The following is a 21192-nucleotide window of genomic DNA, read 5'->3' on the forward strand; positions in this document are numbered from 1 at the left end:
CAATATCTTGCCATCCATAAGGGACACAAGGGATGCCACAAAATCCGGATTCATCCAAATAGTATAAATCAATTTTTCCCTCATCTTCTAATTGTTTTAATTCTGACAACTTTTCTTTTTTTTCCTGGTATTCTATGGGGTCTGGCTTGCCGCCAACACCTCGACGCATCCTATGCCAACTCATCCTTTTTTTTTTATTATTCTCTTAATTGTTTCTGTACTTATATTGACAGACCATTCTGTTTTTATTTTTTGTACTACTTGCTTTAATTGTTTTGGTTGCAATTTTACCCAGTCTCTAATTTGATCTGATTGTGCGGAATTAAATGTTTCTTTTCTGCCTCTACCTGGTTTATTATATAATCCGAGCATTCCCTCATATTCCCATCGATTCAACCAGTTATACATGGTCTTATAACTAACTTTAAAGATTTTCATTAAATTTTTGTTGTTGATATTTTGTGAAGCTAAAATCAGAAAATGTGCTCTTTGCCGCACTTGATGATGTCTGCTTTCGCGATAAATTCGGTTTAGCAATTTCAACGAAAGTGGATTGATATCTCGAAGTAAAAACATATAAAACCTCTTTGAACAAAACTTGATACTTTTTATTATATCATATTAGTTGTTTGTGTAATTAATTTTGTTGGACTACTTAATATGGGTTTTCAAATCGTGCCGCTGTTGCTATCGGAACTGAAAAAAAATCCCCTTTACTGGTTAGCTGCATTGAATGAAATTACGGGTGAAAATCCCATTAAACCGGAACAAAGGGGAAGGGTAAAACAGATGGCATCAGCTTGGATAGAGTGGGGTAAAGATCGAGGCTACGCGACTATTAGCAACATCGAGCCAACCTTCAATCGCATCTTTTAAATTAGCCATCACTTCTTCCATAGTATCTCCTTCGGTAATGCACCCAGGAAGTGCAGGTACTTCAGCCCAATAGCCACCTTCTTCTGCGGGATGGATGATTGCTCTAATTTTCATACATTTATTCAGTCATTTGTTAAGGATATTATAACTATTATTAGTAAATACAGGAAACTACAGCCGCACCATGTCTCAAATCGGCGGCTAATTATCTATTATCAGCGATAAGTCAGTCTGGAGAAACGCCCTCGCCTTGCGCGCGGATCGATCATAAGCTGGCGTTAGCTGTCCTAGGTCGCAGGAATTCGACATTCAACTCTAGTTTCTCTCCTAGCCACAAAGAATGTTTCGTGTGGTCTGCCACATCGTCGCCTGTTTCAGGGTGGATGAGAATATCGAGCCCCTCACGATTCAGCATTAACCAGGGAACGACTTTGCCAAACTGGTCTGGTAAAAATGCAACTTGATACATTGCTTGGGGGTGGGGGCCAATGGGTTTGTCATGCCAACGCCCAAGCTGCACCTCAAACTGAGTCAATCCTTCTCGTACACGCGCTGCAGCATCGCGATTATCAGCGTCGAAGTAAATATGTCCATGAAAACCAACGATGTTAATGGTGTCTTCTTTCATCATTTTCAGTGGATTATTGAGCAGAGAGCAACAATTTTATATTAGCTTAACTTGCTGGATATTTTATTCACTCCTGTAAACTCCTTAAGTTGATATCTCCTCAGTCTGTGCTTTTTTGGTTTCATGCTAGGACAATACCAGTATACTCTCTGCTTCTCTATCTCCCAACTGACTAATGATGTCGATTTCATCTCGCAGAATTTGAACAATTTTAGATGTTTAGCAATTGCCAACACGGAGATAAATAAATTTGGGAGGATGACCGTAAAGTAAACTCCGTTGATGAAAGTCAGAATCTTTGGAAACAATTACAAAATCATTTGTCTTTGCATATTCCCAAATTTCTGCATCATCAGTATTTGTCAGTCCTAATGTTTTGACATGAGCAGAATCGGGATACAAACCGATAATTCTCTGAAGAATTCGGTCTGAGAGGTTTTCGTCCAACAGTAGTTTCACAGGGATGCCACAAATAACTTTTTTTCACGATCTGCGGCAAAAGCAAGGCAGGCTTTGATGTCTGCCGAAGTTAATTCTGAAAAATCTTCCAGAATTTCTGATTCCGTCATGCCACCGGCGAGATATTCTAAGATGTCGTAGACGGTGATTCGCATTCCCCGAATACATGGTTTGCCACTGCGTTTTCCCGGTTCAATTGTGATGAGGTCGTGGTAGTCCATAAAGCAATATTTTGTACTAATAAGCGTAATTATAGTTGCAAATAATCCTGGTTGGTTTAGGTCAGGATTTCAGGTTTGAGCAAGTAGTGAGAAAAAAAGAACCCTGTCGTTGAAAGTAGCCAAGGCGGATCAGTTTTCTCATGGTCTGCGGCAAAAGCAAGACAGGCTTTGATGTCTGCCGAATTTAGTAGGGTTTTCCACCAATAAGACTCCAAAATTGGCGGCAGTCCGATCGCCCCGTGTCAAGTCGATCGCCCCGACACCACAGGCAAGGCTACAAAATGCACCATCTGGCGGGGTCTAGCGGGTTTTGGCATGATTGGATGGCTGGCACGGCTGATGGGGTTTAAATCGCACCACAGGCACGGCTCGCAAGCTTGGAGAGACTGGTAAGGTCAAGCGCTCGCACGGTTGGCACGGTTGGAGAGGCTGGCATAGGTCTTTATGTAAAGAGTTGATGTTTAAGTATTTTCTCGGTAGACACAGAATTGAAAAAGGTTTAATATGCAATAAGGACTTGTAATCTCTTTCTTTTGGAGAAATGATAAATGTCTAATCATAAAAATGACTTTGAAGATAAAGTAGAGCTAGTTGTGTCTGGAGTTGGCGGTGCTGTGGCTGGAGCATCCTTATCTGGTGCAATAGGTGGGATGGGTTTAGCAGTTGGTGGAACCGCTGTTGCAATTGGTGCAGCTCCCGTTGCTGCTGCTGGTGCTGTTGTCGGTTTAGCACTATACGGAATTAAGAAAGCTTTTTTCAATTAAACGAAATTTTAAATATCTTAGGAAAGAGCTATGGATGATTTAAAAATGGCAGGTTTTTTTAGCAGTGTAGCCGCTGCTTTTGGAACAACTTCTGTAACAGTTGCTACAATTACTTCTTCAGCGCCTGGAATTCTTGGAGCTATTGGGTTTACCACAACTACAATCATAACTTTACCTGCGGCTGGTGTTGTGGCAGCAGGAGCGTTGGTTGGCTTGGGTGTTTACAAAGGAATAGAGATTGCCCGCCAGCAATCAGACTCTCAGTAATAATCCAATTTTAAAAACCTGTTATGCAGAGTAAACCTTACCCGGCCACCTTTCCGTAACAGTTTCAAGCACTAGGCTGGGAAATATCCGTTTCCCAGCCTAGCTTTTGCCACGGTTGGAGAGGTAAGGGGGCGGGGCGAGGCGGTTGAAGCGAGTTTACTGTTTCAAGTTGTCACATAAATAGTTTGCGTGTTATATAAGTATTGGTGAATGGTTTGAGCTACCTTTAGAAAAATCAGAGGATTAGATAGAAATTATGGCTAAGAAAAGTGTCCCACCATTGAATAATATTGTTTATTATCCGGTTGGTACTAGGGTTCTTTGGAATGGTGAACCTGGTTTTGTACATAGTCTGGATATTAAACCTTATGACGAATATGAGGTTGGTTATAACATAGTGTTGGATAGTCAAACTCGTAAAAATGAACCTGAAATAGACAATTCAGGTTATCACGAATTAGTGTTTGAAGACACGGGAGAAAAGAGTAAAGATGGTAAATATGTTCCACCTCTTAAAGGACTAGATTAGTAAGGATTAGGGTTTGAAATCACTATGTAGCTGCAAGGGTTACAGGGCTTAAGCGGGGAAATTAGGATATCCCCGCCTAGAACAAGATTTTGGAGTAAACGAGAAAGTAGCCTTCGCTTTCCTAACTATTGGCAACCATAAAAGCTGTGTGTCACACGCTTGAAAGTATGTATTACAAAGAATTGTAATCGATATTCGCTACGGTTGGGATTTTCTCTCCTGCTAATTAGTCAAATTTGACACCTTGATAGGGTTTTTCCTCCAATGGAGTTTGAAGTCGGAAGCTTCTATATGCTAGTATTGATTGGCTTACAAAATTTTTCTTAACTTTATAAAAATGATTGAAATACAGAACGAACTAGCAAACGGGTTCTTGTTCAGAGCTGAGAAGTTCATGCAACAAGAAAGATATTTAGAGGTAATAGCCTATGCTACGGCTGGCTTACAAATCATTCTTAATAGAGCTAAAGAAGATGGTGTAAACAACTCATCGGAGTTAAATGAAATAACTATTTGCTATTATTTAGGAATTGATATAGAACAATATGTTCGCTACAGAAAGATGGCAGGATATTGGAGTCCCAAAGCATCAGGCAGAGAGCCTTATCAAACATCAGGCTTGTTTTCTCACCAGATAGAACCTGAATTAGAACCTGAATTTGATAAGAAAGATGCTGAAATTTCATTAAACTACTGTGTCAAAACTATAGTAAGTATTGAAGAGACTTTAGATCGATTTAATAAGCCTTTAAGCGAGGAATAATTAATATCCTGATTTAGCAGTGGTTACAGGTCTTAGGTGGGGAAATAGGGTTTAATGCGCTTGCTACAGTCTGAGAGGTGGCACGGTCGGGGCGGTTGCTATTCTGGCGGGTTATTCAGTTGAGTTTTTAGAACTTCTATTTTATTTAATTAGATAGGCGTAATTATCCTTAATTGTTAATCCCAATAATTTCGCAATTTTACTAGAATGATCATGAACTAACTCACCTTTCAATGATGTATGATAATTTTTCAATGCTAATTTAGCTTGTTTGTAATCAGAAAAAGGAACACTCAATGTATGCTGGAAAGGATAAAGAGTCCAGCATCCGATAACGTGTTTAACAGCTATCATTAATTCTCCTTGTAATTCTATACTGTCGTACCCTTTATAAACCACTAAGTTTTTCCCATAGTAAATAATACAATCGGTGTGACGATACATAGACAGTGCTACTTCTATTGTCGTTTCAGCCATAGATGAAAAAGGTGTGGTTCCATGTTCTAAAAAATATTGGTTATCGTTTTTTAAATATTTTTCCAACTTTTTTAAAATCATTAATCTCATGGTTTTTATATTACTTACCCATAATAGATGTCGATGCTCGCTAAGTTCTATTGCACCTAATAAATATGCTGCTTTTTCCCAGTAGTTTTGCCAAAAATCTACAATTCCTAATAATGTGTAATTGTCAATATGATCGTGAAAAGTAACCAGAGCAGACCACAGTAACGCTAAATATGGTGAATTTTCACGAGCTTGTTGAAACTCAACATCTTCAATTTCTGAAATTTGGTGAAGAGTCCTATAAAAAATGTTTGAGGATGTTGAGATTTGTTGTGTAGTAGACGTTTTTCCTAAACCACGCGCTTTTTTTCTTCGTTTTGCTTCTCCCATAATGCCTCTCAAATATTCAAAAAAGTTAACATAACACATAAAGTGTTCATGTAACACAACATCAGTTTTCCAATGGTTACAAGGCTTAGGCGGGGAAATGTGCCTATCCCCGCCTAGCTTTTTTAAAGGGGTTTCAGCCTCTAAATTAAGATATGCTCTTATCCTGATTTAGTAAAGTAACGTGCCTGATATTTGTTGGTCTTCTTAACTGGTTCCCAGGCTCTAGCCTGGGAACGAGCAAACACCTACGCTTTGCGCTTCCGACGGCGAATCAGCACACTCATCACTTGCTTCGGATTAGCTGCACGTTGTAGGGGACTCCAATCGCCAACTTGGGCAAATCCCAGGCGGTACAAAGTGAGTATGGTTTCCCTGACACCCTTGGGCGAACCTGTCACCGTTACACAAACCACATCCTGTTCCGATTCTGCTGCTGAGTCGTCATTTGGCCGTGCAAATTTGTTGTCGTCAGGCAAGAATTCCTGTGACATAATTATGTTCTCCTGGTTTTAGGTTTTCTAGAAAAACCCAAAAACCCAGCCGCCCCGCTTTTCAACGCATAGCAGGGCGGCTACAGAGAGTGTTATCATACTCCGTTAGCCTCCAGACTGCTCATACCAGTTTGGCGGTTAGCTGTCCATTGCTGTTGGTAGCAGCTTTGGGCAGTGCAACTAGATTTTTGGGCGACGCCGGCTACTTCCTCTACAAGCAAAGCAACCTCTAACTTCAAAGCGTAGCCGCAGACGGGGGCCTGTGTCAATCCATTTGGGATACTTCTACTTCGCTCAGCACAAGTTTTGGACTGGTTCCCAGGCTAAGAGTCTAGAAACGAGCGCAATCGCCTACTTCCTAGGCTTTGCGCTACAGTTATAATATTAAAATCAATTTAAAAAGTGCGATCGACCCCGCTATCATCAGCCCAAAAACTTGCACTCAAGGATAATTATGCTGCACAATCTTCAGCAATCTCACGAACAAGAGATACAGACGATTACTCAAGTTTTGGGAAAAATCACCAACCGCACGGCGGATCAGATTAAACCATTACTAGATGCGATGCTCAAACAGCTAATTGAACCTCAACAACGTCCCTTTTATGAAACAGCTACCCCAACAGAATGGTCGATCGCATTTCAAGAATGGGTTGACAGTCATCGTACCCTAAATCTCCCCACTCTTTCAGATGAAGCTATTAGCAGAGAGAGCATTTATGGAGACAGAGGTTAAATGCCGTTTCTCGTAGATACAAACATACTGCTGCGTAGCATCGATACAGCACACCCAATGAATCCTGATGCTGTCAATGCCGTGATTACTCTGCGCGATCGCGGGGAACAACTTTATATCGTACCCCAAAATTTGATCGAGTTTTGGAACGTTTGCACGCGCCCGATCCAGAGAAATGGATTAGGGCGTACTGCAACAGAAGCCGAGGCAGAAATTAATCGCTTAAAACAGCTTTTTCCTCTCTTGTTGGATACCGAAGCAATTTATCAAGAATGGGAGCGACGGGTGATAACGTATAAGGTTATAGGTGTCAATGTTCATGATGCGCGGCTAGTTGCTGCTATGCTAGTTCATGGTTTAACCCATATCCTAACTTTTAACATTGCTGATTTCGCTCGTTATTCACAAATTACGGCTGTTAATCCTCCAACTGTAAAGCCTTGATTAATTGGGGATTTAACATACAGCCTTTTCCAGGTTCATGAAGTACACTATAAATATATTGTGTGGTGTTAATCTGTAGGGTGCGTCGCTGCGAAATATTGGTCGATAAAACTTACAGATTGACGGGTGGCGACGCACCTTACACGGGCTAGAAGATTGTGTGTACCACATCTACATGGAATATGCTGTAAATTATACTCCGAGCAAAGAACAGGCAAGATGCCTGTTCCACAACAAGCTAATTTGATTGTGGGGAGTAGGAGTTAAGCATCTTGCCCGCCCTTAGATTTTACCGGGTGTGAGCAAAATTAGCTGTTTTGATAAGATCGATCGCACTTCATCCAATCCAATCTCCACATCAGTTAAAGTAAGGTGCGTCAGTTCGTAGATTATCGATTTTTCGCGAAAATAACGGCGACTGACGCACCCTACGACTCAACTTGGTGTGAGCAAAATTAGCTGTTTGGATAAGATCGATCGCACTTCATCCAATCCAATCTCCACATCAGTTAAAGTAAGGTGCGTCAGTTCGTAGATTATCGATTTTTCGCGAAAATAACGGCGACTGACGCACCCTACGACTCAACTTGGTGTTAGCAAAATTAGCTGTTTTGATAAGATCGATCGCACTTCATCCAATCCAATCTCCACATTCCCCAAAATCTCCCCAACACTCTTCCCACCACCTTGTAGGGGCGGTGCCCCCGTGCCCGCCCTGTCTGGGGGGGGTACACAACCTTGCAAAAACTCAAATTCCGCACTTGACAAATTGAGCAATTGGTAGTTGCAATCAAACACTTGTTGACTAGGCCAACCGTGCATACAACCACTCAACTCTGGAATTGCCGCCAAAAGTGCCTTATCGTCCGACCAATCAATTTTATTAACAGGCTTTTTGCCCAAGAAAAACTCGTAATGAGTGATTTCCGTATCCAACAATTCAATTAATCGATAAAGCTCCCGTTCCCTCAAACCCTGAGCTCTTTCTATCAATTCCGGCGCTTTGCCCAAAAGTCTTTCTAACTGCCAATATCCCGGATTTGAAAAACCAATAAATTCCAATCCCGAAGCGTCAATTAACTCGAACAAAGTCTCAATATTGTAGTCAATTTCCTGCGGGTGAACGTACATATCAGCAAAACATTCGTCTCGCTGATTTTCTCCTGCCCAACGCTGTTTTTCGTACTTGACAAGACGGTTGTTTTCTGGTAAAGAAGCAAAGATTTGACGACCGACTTTCACACCATCGGGATAGTCACCTTTTTTCGGGCCTTGAAGAAGTGCGATCGCCCTTTGCATCAGTTGAATTTCCCAGCGTCCGAGCTCAGCATACACAAAAATGTGCATCAAACCGCCCTCCGCCAACTTCGCCGCCAGCGCTTGAATGCCCCGGATTGGATCGGGTAAGTGGTGCAGCACGCCCACGCAGTTGATCAAATCAAACTCACCCTCTAACTCGGCGGCATCGTACAGGCTGAGGTGGCGAAAATCTGCTTCGCGCGCTCCAGATCGGCGACAGCGTTCTTGTGCTACCTTCAAAGCACCCGCACTCAGGTCGATCGCCGTTACCGAAGCTTCAGGATTGAGGTGAATCAGATAATCAGTGCTCGAACCAGTGCCGCAGCCAGCATCTAAAATCCGAATATCGAGTTTGGGCGGCTTTTGGCCAGTGCAAAAATTGTAAGCATCAGGCCAACTCCAGCGCCAGTTGTACCCAGGGGGCGGTTCATCTGACAAAGGATCGGGCGGGAAAGGGAAAGTATCGTAAAGCCGCCGCACGGCAGCACTGATATCAGGCGTAGTATCCATAGGTGACATTTGTTGCGCTTGGGGATTCGGGATTGGACTGACAACTGACCGCTGACCACTGACCGACAGCAATTTGATCCGCGCCCCCCGGATTTATCGGTGGGGTCGATTCTTCAATCTAAAATCTAAAATCTAAAATCTAAAATCGGTTGACAGCTTGTGCGTAATAAAACTTATCATTTTTTCTCATATAAGCTCTCTTAAATCTATACAATAAATCTCGACAGGCTTTTTAACAAACAAGGACTGTCAATAGCCCACCGCTGAACTGTCGGGTAAAGCGGAGGCGTCTTTCCGCAGAAAGTCAACAGCCCCGAAACAGGCAGAAGAAAATTTTTGATTTTCTTTTCCTTTAATTCAAGGCACTGGCTGCGATCGCCCAAAGGCAACTCTCCTGCCGAGTCTTTTTTTCCACGGGTATGCCGGCGGAGTGCAGCGGAGGGAGTACCCCGTGCCTGCCTTCGGATCGGACATTTCCCCGCAGGCAGAAAGATGAAACCAAAACATTTTAATCTAAGAAAGTAAGCGCGCCCGAACCTCGTGACAGGTAAAGGCAAAAAGTAAACAAAGCAAAAATACCTACTTTGACCTGCATGAGAAGGCAAGGTTAGTCTGGTTAAATGCTGCAACGATTTAGATAGGGAGCTAAGGAGTCTAATGACTGTAAAAGCAAGTGGTGGAAGCTCGGTTGCGCGTCCGCAACTATATCAAACTGTACCGGTCGCAACAATTTCGCAAGCAGAACAGCAAGACCGCTTTCTACAGCGGGGCGAACTCAGCGAACTGGCAAGTTATTTCAGTTCAGGGGCTCTTCGGATCGATATCTCTGCGACGCTGACCCAAAACTCGGAACTGATAGTATCCCGCGCAGCCAACCGGATTTTTACCGGCGGTTCCCCGCTGGCATTTTTGGAAAGACCACAAGAACCTGCGATGGCTGTAGCAGGTGCGGCTCGCGGCGGATCGGGCAATGTCTCTGAAGGCATGAAACTGGGAACTGTTACCTACGTTGAAGGTCGCGCAGGTGGCGGCAACGGCGGTGGCGGTGGCGGTGGTTTCTTGGGGCTAGGAAATCTATTTTCTGGCAACGGTGGCGGCTACAGCGGCCCAATCCCAGCAGGATTTCAGCCGATCAATGTCTCGCGCTACGGCCCGGGCAACATGACCAAATCTCTGCGGGATTTGAGCTGGTTTTTGCGTTACATCACCTACGCGATCGTAGCTGGCGACCCGAACATTATTTCGGTGAACGTGCGCGGATTGCGGGAAATCATCGAAAATGCTTGCTCTTCAGCGGCCACAATTGTGGCAATGCAGGAAATGAAGGCAGCATCCTTGGGCTATTTCAAAAACAATGCAGAGGCCGCGGCGATCGTCGGACAGTATTTCGACGTAGCAATTACCGAATTCAAAGCTCCCACACCTTCAGACAAGGTGCGTCAGCGCGAAAGCAACGACCAGCAAGGCTTGCAACTGCCTCAAATCTACTTCAACGCAGCCGAGCGCCGATCGAAATTCGTCATGAAAACCGGCCTGTCTTCGGCCGAAAAGCTAGAAGTAATCAAAGCAGCTTACCGCCAAGTATTCGAGCGCGACATTAGCCGCGCATACAGCCAAAGCATTTCTGACTTGGAATCCAAGGTCAAAAATGGCGAAATCTCGATGAAAGAGTTTATTCGCCGCCTTGGCAAATCTCCTCTGTACCGCCAGCAATTCTACGAGCCGTTTGTCAACAGCCGTGCTGTAGAATTGGCCGCCCGCCACTTCCTCGGCCGCGGTTTGAGCTCGCGGGAGGAATTTAGCAAGTATTTTGCGATCGTCAGCAAAGGCGGCCTGCCAGCCCTCGTAGACGCGATGGTTTATTCCCAGGAATATTCCGACTACTTCGGCGAAGAAACAGTGCCTTACCTGCGCGGTTTGGGCCAAGAAGCTCAGGAGTGTCGCAACTGGGGCCCGCAAATTGATTTGTTCAATTTCAGCGCTCCGTTCCGCAAGGTTCCTCAGTTCATCACCTTGTTTGCCGGCTACAACCAGCCTCTGCCAGACCAGCACGTTTACGGTGTTGGCAATGACCCGTTAGAAATTCAGTTCGGCGCGATTTTCCCGAAAGAAACTCGCAACCCCAAGAGCCGTCCGGCTCCCTTCGGCAAAGACACTCGCCGCATCCTGATCCGTCAAGGTGCAGGTATTGACAATCAGTTGAGCAATCCGGCGGCTCGCGGTGCTGCTCCTGGTTCTCTGGGCCCCAAGGTCTTTAAATTAGACCAGTTACCGAGCAACTATGTTGCTTCCAAGAAAACTGCCCGCGGTGTCTCCAGCAGCTACAGCAATGCTTCCAGTGTCAAATTTACCGAAAGTTCCACCCAAGCGGTGATTCGGGCTGCTTACCTGCAAGTGTTTGGTCGCGACGTGTTCGACGGCCAGCGCCAAAAGGTGGCGGAAATTAAGCTGGAAAACGGCGAGATTCCGATGCGCGAGTTTATTCGGATGTTGGCGAAGTCTGACGTGTTCCGCAATATGTACTGGAGCAAGCTCTACGTTTGTAAGGCGATCGAGTACATTCACCGCCGACTCCTGGGACGCCCTACCTATGGCCGTCAGGAAATGAACGCTTACTTTGACATTTGCGCCAAGAAGGGTTTCTACGCGCTCGTCGATGGCATCATGGACAGCATGGAGTACAACGAAGCTTTCGGGGAAGATACAGTGCCCTACGAGCGCTATGTGACTCCCGGTGGTTTGTCGATGCGGACGATGCGATCGGGTTCCGTCGCTGAGCAAAATGTCCAAGCTAAGACTCCTGAAACTCCTCGGTTTATCGAACTCGGCACTGCGCTCGATCGCGGCGATTTCGAGTTACAAAATAGCCTCGCTCAAGGTGTCAGCAAGCGGCGCGAACAAACTAAGGTGTTCAAGCTGACGACTACTTCTGACAAAGTAGCTTTGAAAACTTTAATTCAAGCTGCTTACCGTCAAATTTTTGAGCGCGATTTAAACCCCTACGTTGTGAAGAATGAATTCACGGCGCTGGAAAGCAAACTGGGCAACAATGAAATCAATCTCAAGGAGTTCATTGAGGCTTTGGGCTGCTCGTCGCTGTACGTCAAACAGTTCTACGCACCTTATCCCAATACTAAGGTGATTGAGTTGGGAACCAAGCACTTCTTGGGTCGCGCTCCCCGCAATCAAGCGGAGATTCGGACGTACAACCAAATCTTGGCAAGTAAAGGGATTAAGGGCTTTATCAACGCGATGTTGAACAGCGTTGAATATGCCGAGGCCTTTGGCGAGGATACTGTTCCTTACCGTCGCTTCCCGACTCTGCCGGCTGCGAATTTCCCGAATACTGAAAGGCTGTACAATCAACTCACTAAGCAGAATGGTGAGTTGGTGGTTCCAAGCTTTGAACCAGTAGCTGCTACTGACAGAAGCTAACAACAAACTGCAAGAAAATTGAGTTGGTAGATTGACAAAAATCCCTCGCTATGGTAATGCTGTAGCGGGGGATTTTTGGTAGAGGGCGATCGGGAATTGGGAATCCAGTAACAGATGAATCCAAAGGGAAATAACGAGCAATCAAATCCACTGCAAAAACTCAGGACTACCCCTACAACCTCAGAGGCTAAATTAATTCAAAATCGAGAGACTTGGCTACCGCGTGCCGAAGCTCTAGCAGTAGATAAAGCTCAGGAAGTGATGAATGACCTTTACAGGGAGGGAGCAGAGTACGGTGATGGAAGTTGTGCTTTCATGGTAATGAAGGAACAATTTGAAGGAGGCGTAGGAAATCCACCGCAGTCGCTAAAAGATAGCACCCTCCACGCTGGAAAGTGCCAGCAGTATATTAAGGGACTTCGGAGGCATTTAGCAAAGTTGCCCTCTGAGGCAAAGGAAAAAATTGAGCAGGAAATTGTCAAGATGGAAGAGGCGCTAAAATGGGCTGAAGACTACCGCAACAGCGATGAACCGGGAGCGTGTCACTTTTGCAATAAGTATAAATGCTCAGAAAAAGCAGAATAGTAGCTTTGAGCTATTGTTGAGCAAAATAGGCGAAAATAGTAATGATGTCTTAATTAGTGGCGAATGAATCATGACTCCCGAACAAAAACAGGCAATTAAAACATATGTGGAGGCTATTTCGGCAATTCTTTATGCTGATTGTGACCCTGAATCCTTGAAAACATTAGAAGATATTGAAATAACAGTCAAAGATAAAGTGTTAACTCATGTGACACCAGAGATAGGATTTTTTTTATCTACTCAGCTAGCGGTACAAAAGCAGGAAGGGTAAAGAGATTAAAAAGTACATTAGGTAATTTAAGCATCACCCAAAAGCAAGCAGATAAACTAGGGTGTGGGAGTGGGAGTAGATTGAGTCCACATTTAGAGAACTGTTGTTTAAGACTGAGTGCTAATGTTGCCTATCAAAATGCAGCGAAAGATATTGAATATATCACAGGGATTACGGTTCCAGCGAAGACACAACAAAGATTAGTACATTATCAAAAATTTGAGCAGCCCATTGCAACAGCAGATATTGCCGAGTTAAGTGTAGACGGTGGAAAAGCACGATTAATCACACCACTCGGAGAAAAATCGGAGTGGAAAGATTATAAAGCAATTGTGTCAGAAGCAGGGATAGTAGGTAGTTTTGACAAAAATGAGATAATTATTAATTGGGCAAATCAACAGCCACTAGAAAAACCAGTAAATTGTTTAGGTGATGGACATGATGGTGTATGGAATATATTCAAGGAAATTAGTTGTAAACAGGACAGAAGGGAAATTCGGGACTGGTATCATTTGAAGGAAAATCTTCAGAAAGTAGGCGGTTCAATTAAGCGATTGAAGCAAGCAGAAACATATTTATGGAAAGGAAATGTAAAAAGTGCAAAAGCACTATTTACAGAGTTAAAGAGAAAAACAGCAGTTAATTTTTGCAAATATTTAGAAAAGCACAAAGAAAGAATTATTAATTACGAAACTTTCCAAAGAGATGAAATATGTTCAATTGGCTCTGGCGCAGTAGAATCAGGAATTAAGCAAATAGCTAGACGAATTAAAATATCTGGAGCAAGTTGGAAATCAGAACATATTGGACAGGTATTGGCTCATCGATGTGCTTACTTAAATGACTTAATTGGTAAATCACCAAAAGCTGCTTAAGTATTTTTACTCATCACAAAAGTGACACGCTCCCGATGAACCGGAGATTCCCAGATGGGCAAAACCTTGGAAAGAACAATTGGGGAAATAAAGTAATGCTTAAGTTAGACAGCAAGCGCAGTCGTTATTTAGGAATGGATTGGCAAAGCAAGCAGCATCCATTTGCGATCGAGCCGAATGACTCTCTAATCTGTTGCGATTTAAGAGGTTGTATCTTTGATAAACTAGATTTATCGGGATGTGAGTTTTTTGGTTGTCGCTTGAATGGAACATCTTTTCAAGGAGCAACTTTACATGAAACAAAATTTATTGGCTGTTTTTCTGATGAAGGAGATCGCCCAACGGATTTTAGCAATACGATCGCAGGAAGTGTATCAGTAGTAAGTTCTCACATAAACTTTCTATCGGAAGAACATCAGCCTAATTTTCAAAATAGTTTCTGGGGTGATGATTTAATCTTGGGAGATTCTATCCGAAATGTTTTTAGATGGCCTTCGGAAGTAGCAAAGGCTGCTGCTGATACACTCTCAGAACGCAATGATGTTAGATACAATGCTACTGTAAAATTGGGAGAGTTAGATAATCCCGTTGTTGCTCCTCTACTGGGTTGCTTGCTTGCTGACAAGGAATGGGATGTAAGGGCGATCGCCCTGGAAGTATTAGGGAAGCTACGACATCAGGAATTTGGGTACGGTGACGAAGTATTATTAGAGTGGATGTTTGTATGTCTGGGAGACAAGCATTCGATCGTGCGGCAGACAGCGGCAGAACTTGTAGAAACTATTTCACCGCCAGATCGCGTTTTACTGACTTCTATTAATAGAATGGTTGTAGGTACTTCCGATGAGGAGCGACTGGCTGGTTTGCTGGCGGTTATTGAACTCTGCCAACTCGATGATAATTATGTTGATTTATTGGATCGAGAAGTAATTGATTCTCTACTTTTAAAGGAAGGATCTGAAATTCGCAGCGAATCCTCGCGGCTGCTGGAGATAATTGGCGATCGGGCGATTTAGAATTATTGAAATTGGCAAAATTCTAACATCCGTTTGATTTTTGGCAACTGTCTTTCAGATTTTCGGAAAGCCAGCCAGATGCGATTGGTAACAGCCTGTGCAGGTTTGAGGACAAGTGTCAAGCGATTTTCTTTCACCCAATCTGCACACAAGTAGTCGGGAAGAACGCTAAAGCCAAATCCCAATGCAACGGCTTGTCTAATTGCTCTTAAATCGGGAATAATTAGTTTGGGCTGAACGTCAATTCTTCTGCCAAATACCACTCGCCACAAGCGGCGGGCGATCGGCAATTCTTCGCTGTAAGCAATCCAAGGTTGGGTTAGAAGCCATTGAGCGAGTGGATTCAAATCAGCTTGGCTGGTTCCTTCAGCAATAGGATTTGCAATATTTGGCGGCCCAATAAGCCAGAAATTTTCCTCGAATAGCAGTTGACATTCAATATCGGATAAAGTGATTTTTTGAGTAGCAATTACAATGTCTAGCTTTCCTGCTTTGAGTTGTTGGACTAACTCTGCTGTCAACCCAAATTGCACGGTGTAAAAAGTGCTATCGTCCTGCGGTAGTCGATCGAGAATTCGTTCTGTGAAAAATTCTTGGGGCGTACCGATTCTGATTGTTTGCGGAGTTTGGGATGTTGAGTTTTTGTGGGGAATTGATTCGAGTTTCTCGATCGCACCAGCAATTTGAGTATAAAGTCTTTGTCCCGCTTCGGTGGGAACCCTCCGCCTCGGAGTCCTTTGAAACAAAGGATTTCCCAAAGCTGACTCTCTTGCTGCGACCTGTTGGCTAACAGCCGATTGCGTAAGGTGGAGAACTTGGGCGGCCCCCGATACGGTTCCCACGCGGTAAACCTCGATCGAGCTGCGATACCATTCAAAGTTAATCATAAATAGATTTATACCAGCTCTAAAATTTTATAATTTGTATTTTAGATAAATTCCACCTAGGATCAGAACAACAGGCACAAACACACCTGATAGTAAGAGGAATAGACGATGACTAGCCAAAAAGTTCTGATTGTTTTAACCAGCCACGGTACATTGGGCGACACTGGTAAAGAAACTGGTTTTTATCTCCCAGAGGTGACGCATCCATGGGACGCATTTACTCAGGCTGGATTAACGGTAGATTTTGTCAGCCCCAAAGGCGGTAAAGCTCCAATGATTGGGGTAGATTTAGAAGACCCGCTAAATAGGGCTTTTTTAGAGGATTTGCGACAGGTGGCGCAAGTGGAAAATACTCTCCATCCTAGAGAAATTGACCCCGCAGAATATGGCGCTATTTTCTACGCTGGGGGACACGGTACAATGTGGGATTTTGCGGATAACCCGGAACTTGCTGCGATTGGTGCTGCTATTTACGAAGCAGGTGGCGTTGTCGGTGCTGTCTGTCACGGACCGGCGGCGTTAGTTAATCTTAAGTTGTCGGATGGTGAGTACCTGGTTGCAAATAAGACTGTGGCTGCTTTTACTAATGAAGAGGAAGCCGCTGTGGGACTGACTGAAATAGTGCCGTTTTTGCTGGAGTCGAAATTAATTGAACGCGGCGCTAATTATACGAAAGTTCCTAATTTTCAGCCTCATGTTGTCGTCAGCGAGAGGCTCGTCACAGGCCAAAACCCCGCTTCGGCGGCAGGTGTCGGTCACAAAATGGTAGAATTGATCAAAAATAAGTAGATCCCAAAAAAAGATCGCACCGAGAAACCCGGTTTCTTAAACAACACCTTCGCGTCTAAGTCAAAATCCTGTAAGAAAGTAGGTTGGGTGGAGGCACTCGTACCCAACCTACTCTGAAAATGGCGATGGTATGATTAAAAAAATCTGGTTTTGGGATAGCTAATTACTACCTGTTTTTTTTTCTGCGGTTAACCGTACTCAAATAGCCACTTTTATCCGAGAACATTACTGCCAAATTTTCGTCTGTGATGCCAATGAAGTCGCGCTCGCTGTACGAATATAAATTACTTATTTCTGGGGGTATTAGTTGATTCTATTGATTCCCAGTACGCAAAAAATAAGTATAATTTCAGAGTGATGGTTTAGGGAGGTATCAAGATATTGAGCGTCCCAGAAAACATCAAAATAAGTTGATAATTAGTGCTGATTATTACCATAGCGAAACGAATAAGGTATTAGGGCATAATGTTGTGAAAGATGGAACAGGGTATGGAACTAAATTTACAGAAATTTTATAGCGCCTGCAATCCCAGCTACACCCTGGCAGTAGCAAATCAACAAGACCGACAATACTATATCGATTTCTCTTCAGTGCGGGGCGGCACAATCGTAGAACAATTGGAGCGCACCATCAGCCGTCTGTCCCCCGATGCACCTACCTGTCAATTATTCACCGGTCACATCGGCTCTGGTAAATCAACTGAATTGCTGCGGCTGCAAGCTCAATTGCAGCAACAAGGATTTCATGTTGTTTATTTTGAGTCGAGTAAAGACTTAGACATGGCAGATGTAGATATCACTGACATTTTGTTGAGCGTTGCTCGTCAGGTGAGCGAAAGCATTGAGAAAATGAAAATCAAGCTGCAACCGACGGGTTTTAAAGCTTTGCTCAAAGGGGTTGCTGATGTTTTTCAAACTCAAATAGACTTGAGTGCTGAAGCTAATGTCCCTGGTGTTGGGGAAATAAATGCCAGCACCGAGGGAGAATTTTCTCTGGCGTTGGGAATTGGCAAAATTACTGCTAAGGCGAAAGATGCTCCGAATCTGCGATCGGAGTTGAGGCAATATTTGGAGCCGCGAACTAACGTAATTTTAGATGCACTGAATAAGGAGTTGTTGGAGCCGGCTAATCAAGAACTAAAACGCCAAGGGAAACAAGGACTTGTAGTAATTATCGACAATCTCGATCGCATACACCTGTGCGCGAAACCGACGGGGCGACTGCAGCCGGAATACCTGTTTGTCGATCGCGGCGAACAGTTGGCAAGACTAAATTGCCACGTCGTGTATACAATTCCTTTGGTGCTGATTTTCTCTAACGATTTGGGCCAGTTGACCAATCGATTTGGGGTAGATCCGAAGGTTTTGCCGATGGTGCCGGTGCAGTTGAGCGACGGTTCTGAGTGCTCTGAGGGTGTGGAATTGCTGCAGCAGATGGTTCTGGCGCGGGCTTTTCCCACAGTGCACCCTTCGCAGCGCTATGCTTTGGTTGGCAAAGTTTTCGACTCTGCGGAAACTCTCGATCGCCTGTGTCGAGTCAGCGGCGGTCATGTCCGCAATTTGCTGCAACTACTGTATGGCTGTCTGCAGAAACAAGACCCTCCTCTGTCGCGGGAAACTTTGGAAAATGTGATCATCCAGCGCCGCCACCAGCTTACTTTGGCGATCGAACCCGATGAGTGGAAATTGCTGCGCCAAGTATCCGCTACCAAAACTGTGAACGGGGAAACTAAATACCAAATATTGCTGCGGAGTCTCTGGGTGTTTGAATACCGTTACGGCGAAGATTATTGGTTTGATGTCAATCCGATTTTGGCTGACGCCAAAGAGTTTCGGGAAACAGTTGACAGTTGACAGTTGACAGTTGACAGTTGACGGTTGACAGTCACTCGGCGAGGAAAATCGCTTCTGAACCAACGAAGTTCACTCCTAGCTGACTAAAGAATCAGGGCCCAACTGTAGCAGGATGTGGTATTAAAACTAACAACAGTTAACAGTCAACAGTCAACAGTCAACAGTCAACTAACAAAAATGATTAAAGGCACTACTAAACTGTTAGGAGTAATTGGTCATCCCGTCGAACATTCTCTGTCGCCGGCGATGCACAATGCTGCTATTTCCCACTTGGGAGTCGATTTTGTTTACTTGCCGTTTCCGGTAAAACCAGGGGATTTAAAAGCTGCTCTTGCAGGATTTGCGGCGATCGGCGTTCGGGGATTTAGCATCACGATTCCGCACAAACAAGCAATCCTACCGCTGCTGTCGGAAGTTTCCCCGATCGCCAGATCGATCGGCGCAGTCAATACCGTATACCTAACTGACAAAGGTTGGTGCGGCACAAATACTGACGTTGAAGGCTTTCTCGCGCCGCTGCAAACCCCCCCAACCCCCCCTTACCAAGGGGGGGCTAAAGACGCGACCTCTGGCTTAGAAACGGGCAATACGGCTGTCGAATCCTGTCCCCCCCCTTACCAAGGGGGGGCTGTCGAATCCTGTCCCCCCCCTTACCAAGGGGGGGCTAGGGGGGGTTCCGATTGGAGTCAGAAAGTAGCGGTAATTTTGGGGAATGGCGGGGCGGCGAGAGCTGTTGTGGCTGGATGCGCTCAATTGGGATGTGCAGAGATTCACGTTATCGGCCGCAACGAACAAAATTTAGCGGAATTTCAGCAGAGTTGGGTCAATTCTCCGATGCCCGTGCAGAATTTGCAGGTGCATACTTGGGATAATTTGTCAATGTTAATCTCGCAGGCAGATTTGCTTGTGAACACGACGCCTGTGGGGATGTATCCGCAGGGGGAAAAGTCGCCGGTTGCGGCTGGTGAGCTCGATCGAATTTCAGCAGGTGCGATCGTCTATGATTTAATTTACACCCCTAATCCTACCCAGTTTCTCAAAGATGCACAGCTTCGGGGAGCGCGAGCTATTGACGGACTCGAAATGCTAGTTCAACAAGGAGCAGCCGCCTTAAAAATTTGGCTGGATAAAGAATCTGTCCCAGTCGATGTGATGCGCCAAGCCTTGCGACAGCATTTAGGTCTAGATTAATGCCATTTCTTCAAAAAGTAGCTGTAGTTTTCAGAATTCCTATAAGTAGGAATTTGAGGCCCAATTCGCGCTAAGCTGAGGATTAAAATATACTTGCGCTGCAATTTATGAAATTTCGAGCTATCAGCCTTTTTTTTGCTACTTGCCTAATCGGAATTTTTAGTTTGGTATTCACTCCACCTGCTTGGGCTCTGACGCAGATTAAACTTTCCGACCTTTCTTATCGCGAATGTCCTGCCGAAATGGGAGAAGGAACAGTCACCAGTGGAAGTTCTATGGAAGCTAACTGCTTTTTGATTACTGGGAAAGCTGAAAATAGCACGGGCAAACCAGTTGTCAATGCCGATATTTTCGGCCGCATTTATGATGCTGACGACAATCCGGTGATGCAAAACCGGACTCGCTTGGGTTCTATAGAAGAAGTTCCTCCCGGAGTTAGCGATTTTCAGCTCAGAATTTCCGTTGCAGCAAATCAACGAACACCTTTGAAGCTCAAGCAATTTAAAGCTACAGGTTTTACTGGCGTGGTTCGCCGTTAACGAAACTCTTGGAGATTTTAGATGGCTGAGAAAGAGATTTTGGGTTAGCTGGTGAGAAACCGCGAGGCAGTTTGAGATTTGAGATTTGAGATTTGAGATTGTTGAGTGGGTGGCAATTTCTCCTTTCTAATGTAAGACTAACTCCCCAGCTTTTCAACCGGGGAGTTTATCTAAAAATGTCAAATCTAAAATTTAGTTGTCGGCAGCTAGGTCGGCAAAACAATTTACGCTCGATGCTTAAAAACTTAAGCTTTTCAAACTACAAGGATGTTTGCAAGCTGGTCAAAAGACCGATCAAGAATTCCGAGCCGAACTGCAGTACAAAAAATGCAATCAGTGGCGAAAAGTCAATCCCTCCCAAGGGGGGGATAATCGAGCGGAATAGATTGAGGTAAGGATCTGTTAACTGACTCAAAATTGAAAACGGGGGGTCGTACCAATTGATGTTAGGGAACCAGCTTAACAGCACCCGAATAATCATCAGGGCTACATAGATTTGCAGAAATGTGGACAGCGTGGTTGCCAAAAGGCCTATTGAAGAACTCATAAATTTTGCTTCTAGTTTGAGTAAAGTTTACAGACACTTTAACTGTGAGTTTAGCATAGCTGGGGCAGAGAGAGGGGGAGAGGGCAGGGCTGTTTCATTCTCTTGTAGGGGCAATCCCTCGTGAAGAGCCCCTATATCTGAAACCCCGATGCGCTCGTCTATGGGCCAGGGCGGGGACTCTTGGCACCGCCCCTACAAAATCTTGGTTTTTCTGATAATGAAACCGCCCTGGGGGAGAGGGGGAGCATCAGGCTGTTTACGGGCGGGCAGGATAGGATACTCAACCCCTACTCCCCACAATAAAATTCACTGTTTGTGC

The 21192-nt window shown here is 44.5% G+C and carries 25 protein-coding genes and 1 pseudogene; 14 read left to right on the top strand and 12 right to left on the bottom strand.

Going from position 1 to position 21192, the window contains the following annotated elements; all coding sequences use genetic code 11:
- The 6 genes and pseudogenes from QUB10_RS10705 to QUB10_RS10730 all read right to left on the bottom strand — a co-directional run.
- Positions 1-184 (bottom strand): annotated as a pseudogene (locus tag QUB10_RS10705) (IS630 family transposase); the annotation flags it as partial.
- A complete protein-coding gene (locus tag QUB10_RS10710) occupies positions 181-576 on the bottom strand; it encodes a helix-turn-helix domain-containing protein (protein ID WP_333201919.1) in 396 nt (131 codons plus the stop codon). The pseudogene QUB10_RS10705 and the gene QUB10_RS10710, both read right to left, overlap by 4 nt.
- A gap of 219 nt (positions 577-795) precedes the next feature.
- Entirely contained in the window at positions 796-990 is a 195-nt protein-coding gene (locus QUB10_RS10715; protein ID WP_333201920.1) for a type II toxin-antitoxin system HicB family antitoxin, read from the bottom strand.
- Between the two features lie 151 nt (positions 991-1141).
- Positions 1142-1507: a DOPA 4,5-dioxygenase family protein gene (locus QUB10_RS10720; RefSeq protein ID WP_333201922.1), complete on the bottom strand. Its 366-nt coding sequence runs from the start codon at positions 1505-1507 to the stop codon at positions 1142-1144.
- 216 nt (positions 1508-1723) lie between these two features.
- Positions 1724-1963, bottom strand: coding sequence for a DUF5615 family PIN-like protein (locus tag QUB10_RS10725; RefSeq protein ID WP_333201924.1), 240 nt, complete (start codon positions 1961-1963; stop codon positions 1724-1726).
- Complete coding sequence (locus QUB10_RS10730) at positions 1960-2184, bottom strand: DUF433 domain-containing protein (RefSeq protein WP_333201926.1); 225 nt, start codon at positions 2182-2184, stop codon at positions 1960-1962. Before QUB10_RS10730 ends, QUB10_RS10725 begins: the two co-directional genes overlap by 4 nt.
- Before the next feature lie 548 nt (positions 2185-2732).
- Here QUB10_RS10730 and QUB10_RS10735 point away from each other — a divergent pair.
- The 4 genes from QUB10_RS10735 to QUB10_RS10750 all read left to right on the top strand — a co-directional run bounded on the left by QUB10_RS10735 (position 2733) and on the right by QUB10_RS10750 (position 4507).
- Entirely contained in the window at positions 2733-2948 is a 216-nt protein-coding gene (locus tag QUB10_RS10735) for a hypothetical protein (RefSeq protein ID WP_333201928.1), read from the top strand.
- A gap of 30 nt (positions 2949-2978) precedes the next feature.
- Positions 2979-3215: a hypothetical protein gene (locus QUB10_RS10740; protein ID WP_333201930.1), complete on the top strand. Its 237-nt coding sequence runs from the start codon at positions 2979-2981 to the stop codon at positions 3213-3215.
- A gap of 256 nt (positions 3216-3471) precedes the next feature.
- Positions 3472-3744, top strand: a complete 273-nt coding sequence (locus QUB10_RS10745; protein ID WP_333201932.1) for a hypothetical protein — start codon at positions 3472-3474, stop codon at positions 3742-3744.
- Positions 3745-4138: 394 nt separating this feature from the next.
- Positions 4139-4507 (top strand): hypothetical protein, encoded by a 369-nt coding sequence (locus QUB10_RS10750; RefSeq protein WP_333201934.1) that lies wholly within the window; start codon positions 4139-4141, stop codon positions 4505-4507.
- A gap of 141 nt (positions 4508-4648) precedes the next feature.
- Here QUB10_RS10750 and QUB10_RS10755 read toward each other — a convergent pair whose 3' ends face one another.
- From QUB10_RS10755 to QUB10_RS10765, 3 genes are all read right to left on the bottom strand, one after another.
- A complete protein-coding gene (locus tag QUB10_RS10755; protein WP_333201936.1) occupies positions 4649-5404 on the bottom strand; it encodes a hypothetical protein in 756 nt (251 codons plus the stop codon).
- Positions 5405-5649: 245 nt separating this feature from the next.
- Positions 5650-5895, bottom strand: coding sequence for a hypothetical protein (locus QUB10_RS10760; RefSeq protein WP_333128634.1), 246 nt, complete (start codon positions 5893-5895; stop codon positions 5650-5652).
- Between the two features lie 95 nt (positions 5896-5990).
- Positions 5991-6164, bottom strand: coding sequence for a hypothetical protein (locus QUB10_RS10765; protein WP_333201938.1), 174 nt, complete (start codon positions 6162-6164; stop codon positions 5991-5993).
- Positions 6165-6349: 185 nt separating this feature from the next.
- Between QUB10_RS10765 and QUB10_RS10770 the strand changes: the two genes are divergently transcribed.
- A complete protein-coding gene (locus QUB10_RS10770) occupies positions 6350-6631 on the top strand; it encodes a hypothetical protein (RefSeq protein ID WP_333201940.1) in 282 nt (93 codons plus the stop codon).
- Complete coding sequence (locus QUB10_RS10775; protein WP_333201941.1) at positions 6632-7075, top strand: PIN domain-containing protein; 444 nt, start codon at positions 6632-6634, stop codon at positions 7073-7075. It begins immediately after the preceding gene.
- Between the two features lie 582 nt (positions 7076-7657).
- Here QUB10_RS10775 and QUB10_RS10780 read toward each other — a convergent pair.
- Entirely contained in the window at positions 7658-8884 is a 1227-nt protein-coding gene (locus tag QUB10_RS10780; protein ID WP_333102780.1) for a class I SAM-dependent methyltransferase, read from the bottom strand.
- 657 nt (positions 8885-9541) lie between these two features.
- On the opposite strand from QUB10_RS10780, the gene QUB10_RS10785 reads away from it, so the two are divergent.
- The 4 genes from QUB10_RS10785 (at position 9542) to QUB10_RS10800 (ending at position 15066) form a co-directional block, all read left to right on the top strand.
- Positions 9542-12319 (top strand): phycobilisome rod-core linker polypeptide, encoded by a 2778-nt coding sequence (locus tag QUB10_RS10785; protein WP_333201943.1) that lies wholly within the window; start codon positions 9542-9544, stop codon positions 12317-12319.
- A 114-nt stretch (positions 12320-12433) separates the two neighbouring features.
- A complete protein-coding gene (locus QUB10_RS10790; RefSeq protein WP_333201945.1) occupies positions 12434-12904 on the top strand; it encodes a hypothetical protein in 471 nt (156 codons plus the stop codon).
- A 70-nt stretch (positions 12905-12974) separates the two neighbouring features.
- Positions 12975-14050, top strand: a protein-coding gene (locus QUB10_RS10795) for an ISKra4 family transposase (RefSeq protein WP_333201947.1) whose coding sequence is annotated in 2 segments (ribosomal slippage) — positions 12975-13131 and positions 13131-14050 — 1077 coding nt in all. Because the reading frame shifts where the segments join, the coding sequence is not laid out codon by codon here.
- A gap of 95 nt (positions 14051-14145) precedes the next feature.
- Entirely contained in the window at positions 14146-15066 is a 921-nt protein-coding gene (locus tag QUB10_RS10800) for a HEAT repeat domain-containing protein (RefSeq protein WP_333201949.1), read from the top strand.
- Between the two features lie 2 nt (positions 15067-15068).
- On the opposite strand, the gene QUB10_RS10805 is transcribed toward QUB10_RS10800, so the two are convergent.
- A complete protein-coding gene (locus QUB10_RS10805; RefSeq protein ID WP_333201951.1) occupies positions 15069-15953 on the bottom strand; it encodes a LysR family transcriptional regulator in 885 nt (294 codons plus the stop codon).
- A 108-nt stretch (positions 15954-16061) separates the two neighbouring features.
- Between QUB10_RS10805 and QUB10_RS10810 the strand changes: the two genes are divergently transcribed.
- The 4 genes from QUB10_RS10810 (at position 16062) to QUB10_RS10825 (ending at position 20326) form a co-directional block, all read left to right on the top strand.
- The gene (locus tag QUB10_RS10810) at positions 16062-16742 is read left to right on the top strand and encodes a type 1 glutamine amidotransferase domain-containing protein (protein ID WP_333201953.1); all 681 of its coding nucleotides are present in this window, start codon (positions 16062-16064) and stop codon (positions 16740-16742) included.
- 489 nt (positions 16743-17231) lie between these two features.
- Entirely contained in the window at positions 17232-18596 is a 1365-nt protein-coding gene (locus tag QUB10_RS10815) for a P-loop NTPase fold protein (RefSeq protein WP_333201955.1), read from the top strand.
- Between the two features lie 177 nt (positions 18597-18773).
- Positions 18774-19787 carry a shikimate dehydrogenase gene (locus tag QUB10_RS10820; RefSeq protein ID WP_333201957.1) on the top strand — a complete coding sequence of 338 codons (1014 nt, stop codon included), beginning with the start codon at positions 18774-18776 and terminating at the stop codon, positions 19785-19787.
- 107 nt (positions 19788-19894) lie between these two features.
- Entirely contained in the window at positions 19895-20326 is a 432-nt protein-coding gene (locus QUB10_RS10825) for a hypothetical protein (protein WP_015175619.1), read from the top strand.
- Positions 20327-20585: 259 nt separating this feature from the next.
- Here the strand turns inward: QUB10_RS10825 and QUB10_RS10830 are convergent, their stop codons facing one another.
- A complete protein-coding gene (locus QUB10_RS10830; RefSeq protein WP_333102770.1) occupies positions 20586-20873 on the bottom strand; it encodes a YggT family protein in 288 nt (95 codons plus the stop codon).
- Positions 20874-21192: the final 319 nt, after the last annotated feature.

The organism is Microcoleus sp. B5-D4 (genome assembly GCF_036705145.1).
Taxonomy (GTDB): domain Bacteria; phylum Cyanobacteriota; class Cyanobacteriia; order Cyanobacteriales; family Microcoleaceae; genus Microcoleus.

Coding starts and splice junctions, on each gene's coding strand:
- QUB10_RS10800 (WP_333201949.1), top strand. CDS start 14,146: ATGCTTAAGTTAGACAGCAAGCGCAGTCGTTATTTAGGAATGGATTGG.
- QUB10_RS10715 (WP_333201920.1), bottom strand. CDS start 990: ATGAAAATTAGAGCAATCATCCATCCCGCAGAAGAAGGTGGCTATTGG.
- QUB10_RS10760 (WP_333128634.1), bottom strand. CDS start 5,895: ATGTCACAGGAATTCTTGCCTGACGACAACAAATTTGCACGGCCAAAT.
- QUB10_RS10740 (WP_333201930.1), top strand. CDS start 2,979: ATGGATGATTTAAAAATGGCAGGTTTTTTTAGCAGTGTAGCCGCTGCT.
- QUB10_RS10775 (WP_333201941.1), top strand. CDS start 6,632: ATGCCGTTTCTCGTAGATACAAACATACTGCTGCGTAGCATCGATACA.
- QUB10_RS10720 (WP_333201922.1), bottom strand. CDS start 1,507: ATGATGAAAGAAGACACCATTAACATCGTTGGTTTTCATGGACATATT.
- QUB10_RS10745 (WP_333201932.1), top strand. CDS start 3,472: ATGGCTAAGAAAAGTGTCCCACCATTGAATAATATTGTTTATTATCCG.
- QUB10_RS10710 (WP_333201919.1), bottom strand. CDS start 576: ATGTTTTTACTTCGAGATATCAATCCACTTTCGTTGAAATTGCTAAAC.
- QUB10_RS10780 (WP_333102780.1), bottom strand. CDS start 8,884: ATGGATACTACGCCTGATATCAGTGCTGCCGTGCGGCGGCTTTACGAT.
- QUB10_RS10785 (WP_333201943.1), top strand. CDS start 9,542: ATGACTGTAAAAGCAAGTGGTGGAAGCTCGGTTGCGCGTCCGCAACTA.
- QUB10_RS10810 (WP_333201953.1), top strand. CDS start 16,062: ATGACTAGCCAAAAAGTTCTGATTGTTTTAACCAGCCACGGTACATTG.
- QUB10_RS10805 (WP_333201951.1), bottom strand. CDS start 15,953: ATGATTAACTTTGAATGGTATCGCAGCTCGATCGAGGTTTACCGCGTG.
- QUB10_RS10825 (WP_015175619.1), top strand. CDS start 19,895: ATGAAATTTCGAGCTATCAGCCTTTTTTTTGCTACTTGCCTAATCGGA.
- QUB10_RS10790 (WP_333201945.1), top strand. CDS start 12,434: ATGAATCCAAAGGGAAATAACGAGCAATCAAATCCACTGCAAAAACTC.
- QUB10_RS10750 (WP_333201934.1), top strand. CDS start 4,139: ATGCAACAAGAAAGATATTTAGAGGTAATAGCCTATGCTACGGCTGGC.
- QUB10_RS10820 (WP_333201957.1), top strand. CDS start 18,774: ATGATTAAAGGCACTACTAAACTGTTAGGAGTAATTGGTCATCCCGTC.
- QUB10_RS10730 (WP_333201926.1), bottom strand. CDS start 2,184: ATGGACTACCACGACCTCATCACAATTGAACCGGGAAAACGCAGTGGC.
- QUB10_RS10735 (WP_333201928.1), top strand. CDS start 2,733: ATGTCTAATCATAAAAATGACTTTGAAGATAAAGTAGAGCTAGTTGTG.
- QUB10_RS10815 (WP_333201955.1), top strand. CDS start 17,232: ATGGAACTAAATTTACAGAAATTTTATAGCGCCTGCAATCCCAGCTAC.
- QUB10_RS10770 (WP_333201940.1), top strand. CDS start 6,350: ATGCTGCACAATCTTCAGCAATCTCACGAACAAGAGATACAGACGATT.
- QUB10_RS10755 (WP_333201936.1), bottom strand. CDS start 5,404: ATGGGAGAAGCAAAACGAAGAAAAAAAGCGCGTGGTTTAGGAAAAACG.
- QUB10_RS10830 (WP_333102770.1), bottom strand. CDS start 20,873: ATGAGTTCTTCAATAGGCCTTTTGGCAACCACGCTGTCCACATTTCTG.